At 63.8% G+C, this 13589-nt stretch carries 15 protein-coding genes; 3 read left to right on the top strand and 12 right to left on the bottom strand.

The window, feature by feature from the left end:
* Positions 1-56: 56 nt before the first annotated feature.
* The 8 genes from ACVOL0_RS05535 to moaA form a co-directional block, all read right to left on the bottom strand.
* Positions 57-1475, bottom strand: coding sequence for a NarK family nitrate/nitrite MFS transporter (locus ACVOL0_RS05535; protein ID WP_481548238.1), 1419 nt, complete (start codon positions 1473-1475; stop codon positions 57-59).
* A 148-nt stretch (positions 1476-1623) separates the two neighbouring features.
* A complete protein-coding gene (locus ACVOL0_RS05530; protein WP_481544652.1) occupies positions 1624-1998 on the bottom strand; it encodes a DUF7009 family protein in 375 nt (124 codons plus the stop codon).
* Entirely contained in the window at positions 1995-2564 is a 570-nt protein-coding gene (gene mobA / locus ACVOL0_RS05525; protein WP_481548237.1) for a molybdenum cofactor guanylyltransferase, read from the bottom strand. Before mobA ends, ACVOL0_RS05530 begins: the two co-directional genes overlap by 4 nt.
* Positions 2542-3042 carry a molybdenum cofactor biosynthesis protein MoaE gene (locus ACVOL0_RS05520; protein ID WP_313494060.1) on the bottom strand — a complete coding sequence of 167 codons (501 nt, stop codon included), beginning with the start codon at positions 3040-3042 and terminating at the stop codon, positions 2542-2544. Before ACVOL0_RS05520 ends, mobA begins: the two co-directional genes overlap by 23 nt.
* A 1-nt stretch (position 3043) precedes the next feature.
* A complete protein-coding gene (locus ACVOL0_RS05515; protein WP_481544649.1) occupies positions 3044-3304 on the bottom strand; it encodes a MoaD/ThiS family protein in 261 nt (86 codons plus the stop codon).
* On the bottom strand, positions 3301-4563 hold the full coding sequence (locus tag ACVOL0_RS05510; protein WP_481548236.1) for a molybdopterin molybdotransferase MoeA: 1263 nt from the start codon (positions 4561-4563) through the stop codon (positions 3301-3303). Before ACVOL0_RS05510 ends, ACVOL0_RS05515 begins: the two co-directional genes overlap by 4 nt.
* Positions 4560-5558 (bottom strand): bifunctional molybdenum cofactor biosynthesis protein MoaC/MoaB, encoded by a 999-nt coding sequence (gene moaCB, locus ACVOL0_RS05505; protein WP_481548235.1) that lies wholly within the window; start codon positions 5556-5558, stop codon positions 4560-4562. The genes ACVOL0_RS05510 and moaCB overlap by 4 nt, the downstream gene beginning before the upstream one ends.
* Positions 5559-5566: 8 nt before the next feature.
* Complete coding sequence (gene moaA, locus ACVOL0_RS05500; protein WP_481548234.1) at positions 5567-6547, bottom strand: GTP 3',8-cyclase MoaA; 981 nt, start codon at positions 6545-6547, stop codon at positions 5567-5569.
* Between the two features lie 195 nt (positions 6548-6742).
* On the opposite strand from moaA, the gene ACVOL0_RS05495 reads away from it, so the two are divergent.
* Entirely contained in the window at positions 6743-7147 is a 405-nt protein-coding gene (locus ACVOL0_RS05495; protein WP_481548233.1) for a ribonucleotide reductase subunit alpha, read from the top strand.
* A 44-nt stretch (positions 7148-7191) separates the two neighbouring features.
* Here the strand turns inward: ACVOL0_RS05495 and ACVOL0_RS05490 are convergent, their stop codons facing one another.
* Together ACVOL0_RS05490 and ACVOL0_RS05485 are read right to left on the bottom strand one after the other, a co-directional pair.
* On the bottom strand, positions 7192-7518 hold the full coding sequence (locus ACVOL0_RS05490; protein WP_282269085.1) for a hypothetical protein: 327 nt from the start codon (positions 7516-7518) through the stop codon (positions 7192-7194).
* Positions 7519-7721: 203 nt separating this feature from the next.
* Positions 7722-8342 (bottom strand): TetR/AcrR family transcriptional regulator, encoded by a 621-nt coding sequence (locus tag ACVOL0_RS05485; protein ID WP_481548232.1) that lies wholly within the window; start codon positions 8340-8342, stop codon positions 7722-7724.
* A gap of 151 nt (positions 8343-8493) precedes the next feature.
* Here ACVOL0_RS05485 and ACVOL0_RS05480 point away from each other — a divergent pair, with 151 nt between their 5' ends.
* A complete protein-coding gene (locus ACVOL0_RS05480) occupies positions 8494-9339 on the top strand; it encodes a universal stress protein (RefSeq protein ID WP_481548231.1) in 846 nt (281 codons plus the stop codon).
* Positions 9340-9922: 583 nt separating this feature from the next.
* Positions 9923-10354: a CBS domain-containing protein gene (locus ACVOL0_RS05475; RefSeq protein WP_481548230.1), complete on the top strand. Its 432-nt coding sequence runs from the start codon at positions 9923-9925 to the stop codon at positions 10352-10354.
* 209 nt (positions 10355-10563) lie between these two features.
* Here the strand turns inward: ACVOL0_RS05475 and ACVOL0_RS05470 are convergent, their stop codons facing one another.
* Positions 10564-11829: a glutamate carboxypeptidase gene (locus tag ACVOL0_RS05470; protein ID WP_481548229.1), complete on the bottom strand. Its 1266-nt coding sequence runs from the start codon at positions 11827-11829 to the stop codon at positions 10564-10566.
* Positions 11830-11991: 162 nt separating this feature from the next.
* The gene (locus ACVOL0_RS05465; protein WP_481548228.1) at positions 11992-13584 is read right to left on the bottom strand and encodes an alkaline phosphatase D family protein; all 1593 of its coding nucleotides are present in this window, start codon (positions 13582-13584) and stop codon (positions 11992-11994) included.
* Between the last annotated feature and the right edge of the window lie 5 nt (positions 13585-13589).

Below are 13589 nucleotides of genomic sequence, written 5' to 3'. Positions count from 1 at the left end.
TCGCAAACTGCTGCATCGTGGCTATGTGTGGAATCTGGCTGCGGTGCGTGTGTAACTCAGCAGGGGGTTTCAGCCCCGCGCCGGTAGTACCACCACCAGGTCACGACCAGGCAGGTGATGTAGAACGCAATGAAGCCGTACAGCGCCATATCCGGGCTGCCGGTCAAGGTGATGGACGAGCCATAACTCTTGGGGATGAAGAAACCGCCATAGGCACCGATGGCGCCGGAGAAGCCGACAACGGCGGCGGATTCGATGCTGGCCTGGTGGGCAGCAGCCTTCTTGCCTTCGGCACCTTCATTGGCCGACAGGCGATCGTGCAGGGTGCGGAAGATCACCGGGATCATCCGGAAGGTGGTGCCGTTACCGATGCCGCTGAGCACGAACAAGGCCATGAACGAGAGCAGGAAGCCAACGAAGTTGCCGCCCTGGCCATTGCTCGGCAGGAAGTGCAGCACGCCGAACACCGCTGCGATCATCAACGCGAACACCCAGAAGGTCAGGCGTGCACCGCCCCAACGATCGGCCATGCTGCCGCCCACCGAACGCATCAACGCACCCAGCAGCGGGCCGATGAAGGCATAGGCCAGCGGATTCACATCCGGGAACTGGCTCTTTACCAGCATCGGGAAGCCGGCGGAAAAGCCGATGTAGGAGCCAAAGGTGCCGATGTACAACCAGCACATCAGCCAGTTGTGCTTGCGGCGGAAGATCACTGCCTGTTCGGAGAACGAGGAGCGGGCGCTGGTCAGGTCATTCATGCCGAACCAGGCGGCAATCGCGAAGAACGCAATGAACGGCACCCAGATGAAGCCTGCGTTCTGCACGAACAGCGGCGAACCGCCATCCACCACCGCTTGCGGCGCTCCGCCCATGGCGCCGAACACGCCAACGCTGATCACCAGCGGAACGACGGCCTGCGATACCGATACGCCGACGTTGCCCAGACCCGCATTCAAACCCAGCGCCATGCCCTGGCGTTGCTTGGGATAGAAGAAGGAGATGTTGGACATCGACGAGGAGAAGTTGGCGCCACCGAAGCCACAGAGGATGGCAATCAGCACGAACACCCAATACGGCGTGGCCGGGTTCTGCACCGCAAAGCCCAGCCACAAGGTCGGCAGCAGCAAGGATGCGGTCGACAGCGCGGTCCAGCGGCGGCCGCCGAAGATCGGGATGACGAAGGAATAGAAGATGCGCAGCGTGGCACCGGACAGGCTGGGCAGGGCCACCAGCCAGAACAGCTGATCGGTGGTGAAGGCGAAACCGATCTTGGGCAGGCTGATGGTCACTGCCGAGAACAGCACCCATACCGAGAACGCCAGCAGCAGTGACGGTATCGATATGACCAGATTGCGGGTGGCGACCTTCTTGCCGGTGCGTTCCCAGTAATCAGGATCCTCCGGCCTCCAATCGTTGATGACGCGACCGGGACCGGAACTGCTCTGCTTTGCTACATCGCGACTGGCACTCATGCATCGCTCCAAGGCTGTTTGATACGGCGCTGGCTTGCTGTGCTGTTGCTTGCCCAGTCGCCACGGCGTCATTAGGCCCGGCGCCCCCTGGGGCAGTCTTGATCTTGATCAATCCAACGGCGCTCTCGCACCGACTACCTGACAAATATCAACTGATGCTTACGGCGTCGGCCGGATTGCGGCGCTGCACGCCGCGTTGACGCACGCTGTCACGCACATCCACATCAAATTGAAGCTGCAGCGGCGGCAGTGCCTGCGTTGGCAGCATGAAACCCAGGCCGTCACGGCATGGCAAACGCGCCTGCAGCGCCAGCACGTCTTCGCGCGGCAGCTTGATCATCAACGTGGTTGCATCGCCATCCAGCAGCGCCTCCGCCATGTCGTGCAGCTGCAAGCGCTGCGACAGGGCTCCGGGCGTGCCAAGCCAGGTCTGGTTCTCCAGCACCTCGCCAGCGAGCAGGCGTGCCAGCTCGCTTTCATCAATGCGCAGCCGTAGCGACTGCGACTGGATCTGGACTTTCATGACGCAACTTCCTCCCATTCGCGGGGGGTATTGCAGTTCACAAGGCGGGCTTCGGCACCGGCTGGCAGCGGCAGCTCCAGGCCACCGAGGCGGCGTTGGAACATCCGTAGCGAGCGTGGCCCGTCTGTACCCGTGACCATTTCATACAGCAGACTGCGACAAGTGCCGTCGATGTTCAAGTACATCGGCACCGGTTCCCCGCAAAAAGTTGCACACGACGCGGCTCCCGCCCCAGCCAGCTGTCGCAGCAATGTCACATCCAACAAGGGCATATCCACCGGCACTACCCATGCAGGCCCGTCATCCAGGGTTTCCACCACGCTGTGCAGGCCGCCCAGCGGGCCGCAGCGCGGCACCGCATCGGGCACCGAATCGAAGCCTGGATAGTCTCCACTCACCTTTACTGGATGGGCATCAAGTGCACTCAGCAGCGCACAACTGTGTTCGAGCAGCGTGCGCCCACGCCACCGCAGCAGCGCCTTGTCCTGGCCCATGCGGCTGGACAGCCCGCCGGCCAGCACGATGCCGGCCACCGGCGCCGGCTCAATGCGAGTGGTCGTGGACATGTCCGTCGATGTGCGCGTGCTCGGTGTCGGGTTGGCACAGGCTGCAGCCCTCGCTCCACTCGCTGTCGCCGTCCTGGTAATGCTCCTGCTTCCAGATCGGCGAACGGTGCTTCACCCCCTCGATCAACTGCCGGCAGGCGCGGAACGCCTCATCACGGTGCGGGCTGCCAGCGGCTACCACCACGGCGACATCACCGACTGCCAGTCTGCCTTTGGCATGTGCCACATACAGTTTGATGCGTGGGCCGAAGTCGGCGGTGATTTCGGCAATCTGCCGCTGGAACTCATTCAATACCAGCGGCTCGAACAAGTCGTAGGTGATGCCCAGCACCGGCCGGCCCTGGTTCAGGTCACGCACCTTGCCGATGAAGACATCGATGCCGCCGAAACCCGGGTCGGACACGGCGGCGATGCCTTCCGCAGGATCAATCGCCGCATCGGCACGGTCCACCACTTTCCATACACTTTCGAAGCTCATCTCAGCCTCCACTTACCGGTGGCAGGATCGCCACCCGCCCGTCGCCGGGCAGCACATCGTTGTCGCGCAATACGCGTTGTTCGTCGGCGAATGCCGAGTAATCGACCAGGCCGGCACGGAACTGCGGGTAGCGCTGTTGCAGCAGCGCGCGCAGCGCCCTGCGCAGGTCGATGACCTGCCCGCCTTCGACCGGCACACTGAGCTCGCGCTGCGGGTCCAGCTCCGAAAACGCCCCAAACAACTGCACCACTATCTCTTTCATGACATCTCCTGCGGGCTGAGCTGCACCGGCTCGCGGTGGCCCCAGCCCTGTACACGTACCAGACTGCCGGCGGTGGCCAGATCATCGTCACCTTCCAGCACCACCCACGCATTGGCGCGCAACATGGTCTTGAGGCGGAAGGACTCCTGCCCGGCCAGCACACTCACTCGCAACTGTCCGCTCGCATCTGCCTGCACGCGTGCGCGTGCATGGAAGCGCAGGCCCGGCGGCTTCCGCACGTCGGCCTGCAGTGGCAACTGCAATACATGTTCTTCTGCGAGGCCAAGCATCTTTCGCAACACCGGCTCGACGAAGAAACGCAGGCCAACCGCAGCAGAAATCGGGTTACCCGGCAGGCCGAAGTACAACGTGCCATCGGCCAGCCGCGCGAACAGCAGCGGCTTGCCCGGACGGATCGCGACCTTGTGGAAAATGATCTCGGCACCGCGCGCACGCAGCGCATCGGGAATGAAATCGTAGCGGCCTTGCGATACCGCGCCGGTACTCAGCACTACCCGCGCACCCGCAGCCAGCGCTGAATCCAGAGCGGCATCAAAGGCGGCAACGTCATCACTGACCACGCCGTTCCAGACCACGTCCGCACCTGCAGCACGCAGGCGGCTGACCAGGAACGGGCGATTGCTGTCGCGTATCTGCCCGGACTGCAGCTCTGCGGTCGCATCGCTGATCAACTCCTTGCCGGTGCTGATCACCGCAACCTGCGGCTGTTGTTGTACCTGCACCGTGGCAACGCCGAGTGCATGCAGCAAGGTCATCGCATTGACGTCCAGGGCCGAACCCGCAGCGAGCACGGTTTCGCCCTGTTCTACATCCTGGCCGCGCAGTCGTACATGCTGGCCGGGCTTCACCGTTGCCTGCAGGCGCACGCGGGTGGGACGGCCTTCCACGGCCTCCAGCACCTCGACCTGTTCGATCGGCACCACGCTGTCCAGACCCGACGGCATGCGTGCGCCAGTCATGATTTCCCAGGCCTGTGCGGAATCGCCGTCTGCAGCGGCGGTGTCGCCTGCGGCCTGCCAACCCTGCACCCGCAGCACGCTGCCCGCTGCCACCGGTTGCCCGTTCGCGCACAGCGCGAAGCCGTCCATCGCAGCGTTGTCGAACGGCGGCAGGTCCTGCGCGCTGTTTACCGGTGCGGCCAGTATCCGTTCGGCGGCCGCATCGATGGAAACCTGTTCACTGCGCGCCGCCGGTGCGGCCGCCAGCAACTGCTGCAGCGCCTGCGCATAACTGATCATGCGTGCGTGCCCCCGTCCATCATTGCCAGCGCATGGCCGAGCACGGGGGTGAGGATGTTCATGCACTGTGCGGCGGCGCGCGGGCTGCCTGGCAGGGCGATGACCAGCAGATCGTCCAGTTGCACGACTTCTGCGCGGCTCAGCCAGGCCATCGGTGTGTGCTGGGCACTGAGCCCGCGCAGCATCTGTGCCAGTCCCGGTACCGGGCGTCCACCCAATGCCTGCAAGGCCTCGGGCGTCAGATCACGCGAGCCCAGGCCAGTGCCGCCAGTGCACAGGCAGAGGCGCACACCGTCGGCGGCCAGCGCGCGCAGGCGCGCGACCAAGGGCTCGATGCCGTCTGCCAATACTTCATTGCTGACCACGTCACCGCCCAAGGCCTGCAGGCCCTTGACCAACACCGGTCCGGATTCGTCGACGTAATCGCCGCGGCTGGCACGATCGCTGAGGGTGATCACTGCACAGCGCGCGGCCCCCAGGGTCTTGGGTGGGCGCGGGCGGAAACGTTCAAGTTCGCCGGCATCCATGCCTTGCGGGTGTGTCCACACGCCACTCTTGCCGCCTTCCTTGAACAGCAGGCGGATGGCACTGATTTCCAGTGCCGGCTCGACCGGCTTGCTCAGGTCGTACAAGGTCAGCAGGGCGGCATTGACGCCGGCCAGCGCTTCCATCTCGACGCCGGTACGCGCTTCGCTGGCGCACTCGCACCAGACCCGGATCGCCTGCCGCTCCGGCACCGGCGCGCAGTACACGCGCACCAGCTCCAACGGCAGCGGGTGGCACATCGGCATCAATGCCGAGGCCATCTTTGCGCCTTGCAGACCGGCAATCTCAGCCATCACCAGCGCATCACCCTTGGGCAGGCGGCGCTCGACGATCAATGGATAGGCAACAGGCCCGGCGATCAGTTCACCCACCGCCACCGCGCGACGGCGGGTGATGCGTTTGTCGCGTACATCGGCCATATGGAATGCCGCACTTATCTGCCCACTCATTGCTTGTTTCATCCTCCAATCGAGGCCAGGTGCGGGGTAAGCCCGGTCTGGCCGAAGTGCAGTCCATGCCCGGCCGCCTTGAGCCCAAGCTGGGTGGTGATGCGCGCCAGCAGCGCATCCTGGTCCTCGTCGGACTGCAGCAGCGGCCTCAGCGCCACGCCGAAGTCGCCGAACAGGCACAGGCGCAGATCGCCACGCGCAGTAACCCGCAGGCGATTGCAGCCTTTGCAGAAATCCTTTGAATACGGGGCAATGATGCCAATGCTGCCGCGATGCTCTGGGTGGCTGAACTCACGTGCCGGGCCGGCATCGGCAGCGCGCTTGCGCTCGCTCCAACCGGCAGCCAGCAGCTGTTCGATAACCACGTCGGCGCGCAGGTGATGGCGCTCGTAGTACTCGCGGTTGTCGCCGGTGCGCATCAGTTCGATGAAACGCACACTGATTGGGCGCTCGCGCAGGAACTCCATCCATGCCGGCAGCTCGTCATCGTTGAGCCCGCGCAGCAACACCGCATTGAGCTTGATCGACTGCAAGCCCAGGGCCTGCGCCAGGTTGAGACCTTCCATGATCTCGGGCAGCCGATCGTGGCCGGTGATGGCGTGGAAGCGATCACGCTGCAGGCTGTCCATGCTGACATTGAGCGCAGTGAGCCCGGCGCGGTGCCAGCCGGGCAGATGCCGCGGCAGCAGGCAGCCATTGGTGGTGATGGCCACTTTGCGGATACCCGGCACCTGCGCCACGGTAGCGATGATCTGCGGCAGGTCCTTGCGCAGGCTGGGCTCGCCGCCGGTCAGGCGGATCTTGTGCATGCCCAGCGCAGCAAACCCGCGCACCAGCCGTTCGATCTCATCCACCGCCATGAACTGCGGCCGGCCATCGGCCTGATAACCGTCGGGCAGGCAGTAGCTGCAACGGAAGTTGCAGGCCTCGGTCAGCGACAGACGCAGGTATGGAAAGCTGCGACCGAAGCCGTCGGTGAGTTGGCTCATGGCTGTTTCACCTTCTGACTCCACGTTTGCACGCTCGCCCGGCATGCCGGGATGCCCTCGCCTTTGTTGACAGGCTGCCAGCCTACGCGGGGCATTGCGACGATGGCATGACTTAAATCAATTCAGACCCCAGCCAGACCCTGGTCAGCTGTGGCAGCATGGCTTCTCAATGGCTTCCTCCTTGTGAAAACAATCATGATGCTGAGTGATTTCGACGATCTACTGCGTGCCGCTTCGGAGCAGACCGAGCCACAACGCCTGTTGTTCGTGTTCGTCAAAGCCGACCTGCCTGAATCCCCGACCGCCGATCAACATGCCCGCCATGACAGCGGTGAAGGTGGCACCCTGAGCCCGGTGCTGTGCGTGGACAAGGCCCCGCAGGAGATCGCTTCGTTCGCTGCACTGGCCGCCGAATCTGCCAACACCGGCTTGGCCTGGGACCTGGTATTCGTCGCCTCGCTGGATGGCCGCGCCGGCATTGCTCCCTCCAGTGATGAAGCCGCGCAGCCGCTGCGCCTGATGGTCAATGCCGTCAACAATGGTCAGATCAGCCGCTTCGCCGCGTTTGACCGCGACGGCGCGCCGGTGCAGTTCTACTAGCGCGCAGTTCCGGCAGCACGCAGCGTTGCCAGCTGGCACCCCGCTCAGGTCGCAAGCTGCAGCAACAGGAAGAAGATCACCAGCACGGTGTTCAGCCCCCACGCCACGGTGAGGCCGCGTGCGGCCAAACCATAGTTGGGGTTGTGCGCGCTGGGCGCGGCCCGCCACACCGTGGGGATGATCCATCCGGTGTAGAGCAGCAAGACGGCAAACAGGCCGAGCAGCAGGCTGGTCCTGCCTTGCATCAGCGCCCATAGCGCCGCGGCCCATAACAGATTGCTGGGGATCACCCCCTGCAGCCAGAACACACGCCACAAATGTGAGGGCGGCGACTTGTCGCCCGGGGTACTCATCGAACCGACAGCAGTCATGATCGGGACTCCTGAGTTGCGCAGCACTGTACCCGAGCTTGCACCTGCCAAGCGGGCGGGTCAAATCCGCTGGCAGTCATCGCGGTAAGTGCTATCGCCTTGCCCGATCAGCAAGCTTGCCGCGCCAGCACATAGCCGGCATCCGGATGCTGCCATGCCGGGTTTCCCGGCAGTGCTCGGGCGGGGCACCTCGCCAGCCCTCTTCAATCCGCGTCATCCAGCAGACAGCGCACCAGCTTCTCGACCAGACGGCTGACCTGCTTGCGGTCGATATCCGCGCCCACCGCGCCACGCACCATCACGCCGTTGAAGATTGCCGAGATCATGTTCATCCGCAGCTCAACCTCGGCCGCGTCCAGCCCCTCTGGCAAGCCGACCCGATTGGACAAGGCCATGAATTCGCCGGTCACTACCTTGTCCGATTGCCGAAGGATGCGCTGGATGGCCGGATTACGTGCGGCTTCGGCGGCCAACTCCAACTGCAGTTCCAGATGCGCGGGATCCAGGCAGCGGTCCACCGAATCTGCGACCTGCCGCGTCACCCGCGTTGCCAGGCTGCCACCGCTCTCGTCTTCCTGCAGCTTGCGGGCGAGTTCGGCGATGTTCTGCTCCTCGCGCTTGGCGATGGCCTCGACGATGGCTTCCTTGTTCTCGAAGTAATGATAGATGTGTCCCGGACTCATCCCTGCCGCTCTCGAGATCTTGGCGATGCTGGTGCCATGGAAGCCATTGCGGCCGAAGCAGGCACTGGCCGCGTCCAGCACCTGCTGGCGACGTGCCTCACCTTTGTCCTGACCAAGCGCGGCGCTGTTGCTCGCATTCATGAAGTGAACCTGGAGATGTGCAGATCGGATTGGCGCATGACCGCGGCCGGGTTGTGTAGTACGATCATTCTAACTAGAACGATCATTCTAATTCTGGTTGAACGCCCGGATGGCCACCCCGCCGCCGAGCCGAGCACAACGGAGCACGCCCATGACCACCTTGCTGAAAGACATTGCGGTGCTGTTCGACGCCAGCGAACCAGGCCAACAGATCCTGGATACCGCAACCCGGCTGGCCGGCGGCCACGCCTCGCACCTGATCGGCATCACCGCCCTGGCCCAGCAGCCGGCAACCCTGCAGGCGGGGTTTGCCAAGGGCGAGGCACTGCATGAAGTCATCGTGCGCCACCAATCGGTGATGGCCGCACGCGCGCTCCAACTTGGGCAGAGCTTGAACGACGCCTTGAATCGAAACGGGGTGAGCGGCGAGCTGCGGGTGATTTCGCATGCCGAGTCCAGCAGCGAATCCTCACTGCATGCGCTGTACTGCGATCTGCTGGTGGTCAGCCACCCGAACATCCCGGCTTCGCCACTGACCTGGTCCGCGCCGCAGATCCTGCAGCAATCCGGCATCCCGATCCTGATCGTGCCGCGCGACTGGGGCGACAAGCCGGTCGGGAAGAAAATACTGGTCGCATGGAACGGCAGCAGGCAATCACGGCGTGCCATCGCCGATGCGATGCCGATGCTCGTCAACGCCGAAGAAGTCACATTGCTGATCATCGATGCAGAGCGCAAGGCGGAATTGCACGGCGACGAACCCGGCGCGGACATGGCGGCCTATCTTGCCCGCCACCACGTCAAAGTCGATCTGCAACAGGTTGGCTCGGCGGGAACCCCGGTGGCGGACGTGATCGTCGCGCATGCCAAGGCCGCGCACAGCGACATGGTGGTGTTTGGCGCCTATAGCCGCCACAAATTGAGTGAAGCCTTGTTTGGCGGCGTAACCCGGACCCTGCTTTCGGAGGTTCCCGTTCCGCTGTTTGTTTCCCAATGACTGCAACACACAGGCACAACAACCGCCTGGCGCACGCGACATCCCTTGTGCGTGAGGCAGAACGAATCTCCTGCTGACTCTCCTTCAGCAGAGATGCCTCCCGGTCTCTCCCCCGACCGCGGAGTCCTGCAGTCCATCGGACTGCACGAACGTCGCGATGACGTCCGCGCCGGGAGGCGGTAGAGCCCCGCCTCCCGGCTTCTTGCCCGGAGTGTTGTGGACCGGCACAGGCACGCCCGTTGAAGCCGCCGCTCCAACCAGACCCGCACTGGCATGGCAGCGTTCAAACGCGGCGCTGGCATCGCTGAACAAACGCCGGCACATCACCGGAGCAACAGGCAAAAGCAGGTCACGCCGAGCACGGGAAAACGGCGCGGGCACAGTGTCATACGCAACCTTCACGGCTAAACCGGAACGGAATGAATCACCCGTAAATCCGCGACGAACCGTCTCATTTACGCAAATACATCGGCACTGGCTGACTCGTAGAATCGAAGCGCCGAGGACATCGCGGCACCACGGCTACCGGCACAAGTAGCCAGGCGAACTATTCCGTTTGAGTAACCTGCAACAGGAAACATCAATGAACGTCCGCGAACTCCTGCAGTCCAAGAAACAAACCGTCGTCACCATCGATGCGGAAGACACCATCGGCGCCGCCGCGCACAAAATGAGCGCACACAGGATTGCCGCGCTGGTGGTAATGAAGGATGACGCACCGGTGAGCATCATTTCCGAAAAGGACATCGTGCGCTGCGTGGCCGACGACGGCCCACAAGCGGGACGCCGCGTCATCTCCAGCCTGCCGTCCACTGGCCTGGAAAGCATCGCACCGGAGGCAAGCCTGAAGCAGGCGATGGCGCTGATGACATACTCGCGCCACCGTCATCTGATGGTGACCGAAGACTCCAAGCTGATCGGCATCCTCAGCCTCGGCGATATCGTCAAGAACCTGCTCAGCGAGCTGGAACTCGAAAAAGCCGTATTGCAGGACATCTACACCGCCGCACATTGAGCTGTAGGCTCACGCTGAGCCTGTGCATCACACATGCACAGGCGTCAGTTCGGTCATTCGCATGGAGTCCACAACAGCCGCAGGACAGCAACTGCGCATGCTTCAATAAGCGACGCACGACGTTTGTTGGATCACGACTCGATCTTTCGCACGCATCAAGCATGGTGCACCGGTGGCCTCCGGATGAGGCCACTTGATCCACCAACAACTCAGTGCGGAGTGCGCTTGGCGAGCTCGATCAGCATCCGCGATGCCAGGTAAAGACGTGGCGGGATCGAATCAATCTCGATGTACTCGTTGCGGGCGTGGTAACCCCAGCCTGCAAGCCCAAGGCCTTCCAGCACCGCGGCATGGCCGGAGCGCCCGGCAAAGCCGGCATCGGTGCCACCGTTGGTGGTGGGATGCATCAGCAGCTTGCGGCCATCGAGTTCGGCGTAGATCTGCTGCGCCAGATCCGCCAACGCACGGCCACGCTCACCGGCCACGTAGATCGGACGCAGTGGCTCCAGCGTCACCGTGGTGGTGGTGTCCGGTACTGCGTGGCTTTCCTTGACCTTGGCCTGCAGCGCGGCCAGCAGATTGGCGTTGCTGTCGGCCTGAGTGACACGTGCATCGCCACCGACTTCCGCACGTTCCGGAATCTGGTTGCGCGCCGTGCCGGCATTGGCCGTGGTCCAGTTGAGCTGCGCACCCGGAACCCCGGCGGCGACATCCTTGGTCTGGATGATCTGATGGGCCAGTTCGACCAATGCGTTGCGGCCTTGCTCCGGTGCCGCGCCCGCGTGCGCGGACAGGCCCTGCACTGTCATCCGCACCTGCGAGGTGCCGGCCGCACTGAGCAGCACGCCCTCGCTTTCGATCACGGCCTTGGCCGGCGATGGTTCGAAGGACAGCACCACGTCGTGCTCGTCCGCCAGCTTGGCGATGGTTTCGCCCGAGCCCGGCGAACCGATTTCCTCATCCGGGTTGAACAGCACGGTGACCATCGCGTAATCATTCCAACCACGTGCCTTGAGCAGGGCCAGCGAATGCAGGATCACTGCGATACCGCCCTTGTCATCAGCGATACCCGGGCCGTATAGCAGGTTGCCCTTCTGGTGGAAGGGTTCCTTCTCAAGGATGCCGCGGTCGTAGACGGTATCGGCGTGGGCGATCAGCATCACCTTCAACTTGCCGTTGCCGGTGAAGCTGCCGCGGACCAGATCCGGGCCGCCGGTGGCCGAAGCAACCCGCTCGACCTTGGCATCCAGGGCGCGCAGTCGCTTGTCCAGGTAGTCCATCAGTTTGGCGACACCCTCATGATCGGTGGAGCCCGACTCCACCGTCACCAGCTCGCGCAGTGTCTCGATCACCGCCGGTTGCTGGGCCGTGGCCGCTGCCTGCAGCTGCGTATCCAACTGCGCCGCCTGCGCCTGCGCTGCGAAAGAACCTGCAGCCAGTAATCCGCTGAAAATCGCCGTGCGTGAAATGCTCATGGCCTGCTCCTATGGTTGCCGCCGTAGCCTATCAGCGCCACGGCGGCAATGGGGAGCGCGGGCGCACAGGAGCCGGTCATCCGCTGGAGCCACGACTTCGCACACTCCACGTGCATTGCTTGAAGAGAGATGATCCGTGAGTTTCAGCGGATGACGGCGCCCTCAGACCTCCTGCAGGCCCGGTCGACCATGCGCCACTGCATAGCGCTGCCAGCTTTCGAGCTTGCCGTTGGGCTGCATTACCTGGTCGATCGTCTTCATGTCACCCACCCAGCTATCGCGGGTCACGTCGCACAACACATAGCCGCGCTTGTCGGTGGTGGCCTTCAGGTGCGGGCTGTGTTGCAGCGTATTGCGTGCCATCGCGTCGACGCCCTGGCCATCGGCGCCGGAGCTGATCGAGGTGGCCAGGAACTCGCTGGAAATCACCCCGGAGTCGACGTTGTCCTGCACCAGGTCGCTGGCGTAGTGGCGGTGCGCGTCACCGCATGCGGTGACCACGTTGTTGAAGCCCAGCGTCTGGATGTGGTCGAGCAGTCGCCGGCGGCTGTCCAGGTAACCGGACCATTGGTCATCCGATGACACTACCTGCCCATCCTTCTCGCGTGCGTAATTGCCCAGCGATACCTGGTGGGCAATGGTATGCCAGCGTGGCGTCGCATCCGCGAGCCCATCGAACAACCAGCGCTCCTGCTGCGTGCCGACGATGCTGCGTGCCGGCGACTCGACCTGCGCACGCGACGCCATGTCCGCCTGCTTGCTGCGGTATTGGCGAGTGTCGAGCAGATGCAGGTCCATCAGGTTGCCATAGCGTGCGCGGCGATACAGCTGCATATGCCCGTTGACCGGGAATGCCGAACGGCGCAGCGGCATGTTCTCGTAATAGGCCTGGAAGGCCTGCGCGCGTCGCAACAGGAACACCTCGCTTAGGGTTCCATCCTGGTCCTCCGACCCCGCCCAGTTGTTGTCCACTTCATGGTCGTCGAAGGTCACGAACCAGGGTGCGGCCGCATGCGCGGCCTGCAGGTCGGCATCACTCTTGTATTGCGCATAGCGGCGGCGGTAGTCATCCAGCGTGTAGATCTGCGGCCCGACGTGGTTGCGCAGGTTGGTGAAAGGCTGGCCATTCATCCGCCGCACACCCGGCTGGCTCTCGCCCTCGTAGATGTAGTCGCCATAGTGGAAGACGAAATCCAGTGGCTCCCCGGCGATGCAGCGCCAGCCGGTGAAATGCCCTTCCTCGAAGTGCTGGCAACCGGCCACCGCGAAGCGGATCCTGTCCACCTGTGCCGTTGCCGCAGGCAGGGTGCAGGTGCGGCCTACCGCGCTTTGATGGCCGCCAACGCTGAAGCGGTACCAGTATGGTCGGCCGGACTCCAGCCCTTGCAGCTCCACGTGCAAGGCATGGCCGAGCTCGGGATGCGCAAGTGCGGAACCCTGCCGCAGCACGCGACGGAAGCCATCGTCGGCCGCCAGCTGCCACTGCACCGGCATCGGCCGCGGCGTGATGCCGCCGCCGAATGCGAGCGGCTCGGTCGCCAGCCGCGTCCACAACACCATGCCATCGGGGCTGGGATCACCGGATGCCACCCCAAGGGTGAACGGTGTGCTGGCAAAACGCGGCGATGCCAGCAGGTTGCGCGGATTCAGCGCGCTGGCATCGGCCCGTGCGGCCAGCGACGCGGTGCCCATCCACGCGCCGAACGCCGACAGACCCGACAACGCGAGGAAGCGCCTGCGATTGAAGTTGTCCACGGGCC

Source organism: Stenotrophomonas sp. STEN021 (assembly GCF_056760175.1).
The sequence above is the reverse complement of the archived record's forward strand: the minus strand, read 5'-3'. Positions and strand labels throughout refer to the sequence as shown.

Bases quoted from the DNA above. Each gene is read 5' to 3' on its own strand.
- ACVOL0_RS05535 (WP_481548238.1), bottom strand. From the start codon at position 1,475: ATGAGTGCCAGTCGCGATGTAGCAAAGCAGAGCAGTTCCGGTCCCGGT.
- ACVOL0_RS05530 (WP_481544652.1), bottom strand. From the start codon at position 1,998: ATGAAAGTCCAGATCCAGTCGCAGTCGCTACGGCTGCGCATTGATGAA.
- mobA (WP_481548237.1), bottom strand. From the start codon at position 2,564: ATGTCCACGACCACTCGCATTGAGCCGGCGCCGGTGGCCGGCATCGTG.
- ACVOL0_RS05520 (WP_313494060.1), bottom strand. From the start codon at position 3,042: ATGAGCTTCGAAAGTGTATGGAAAGTGGTGGACCGTGCCGATGCGGCG.
- ACVOL0_RS05515 (WP_481544649.1), bottom strand. From the start codon at position 3,304: ATGAAAGAGATAGTGGTGCAGTTGTTTGGGGCGTTTTCGGAGCTGGAC.
- ACVOL0_RS05510 (WP_481548236.1), bottom strand. From the start codon at position 4,563: ATGATCAGTTATGCGCAGGCGCTGCAGCAGTTGCTGGCGGCCGCACCG.
- moaCB (WP_481548235.1), bottom strand. From the start codon at position 5,558: ATGAGTGGGCAGATAAGTGCGGCATTCCATATGGCCGATGTACGCGAC.
- moaA (WP_481548234.1), bottom strand. From the start codon at position 6,547: ATGAGCCAACTCACCGACGGCTTCGGTCGCAGCTTTCCATACCTGCGT.
- ACVOL0_RS05495 (WP_481548233.1), top strand. From the start codon at position 6,743: ATGATGCTGAGTGATTTCGACGATCTACTGCGTGCCGCTTCGGAGCAG.
- ACVOL0_RS05490 (WP_282269085.1), bottom strand. From the start codon at position 7,518: ATGACTGCTGTCGGTTCGATGAGTACCCCGGGCGACAAGTCGCCGCCC.
- ACVOL0_RS05485 (WP_481548232.1), bottom strand. From the start codon at position 8,342: ATGAATGCGAGCAACAGCGCCGCGCTTGGTCAGGACAAAGGTGAGGCA.
- ACVOL0_RS05480 (WP_481548231.1), top strand. From the start codon at position 8,494: ATGACCACCTTGCTGAAAGACATTGCGGTGCTGTTCGACGCCAGCGAA.
- ACVOL0_RS05475 (WP_481548230.1), top strand. From the start codon at position 9,923: ATGAACGTCCGCGAACTCCTGCAGTCCAAGAAACAAACCGTCGTCACC.
- ACVOL0_RS05470 (WP_481548229.1), bottom strand. From the start codon at position 11,829: ATGAGCATTTCACGCACGGCGATTTTCAGCGGATTACTGGCTGCAGGT.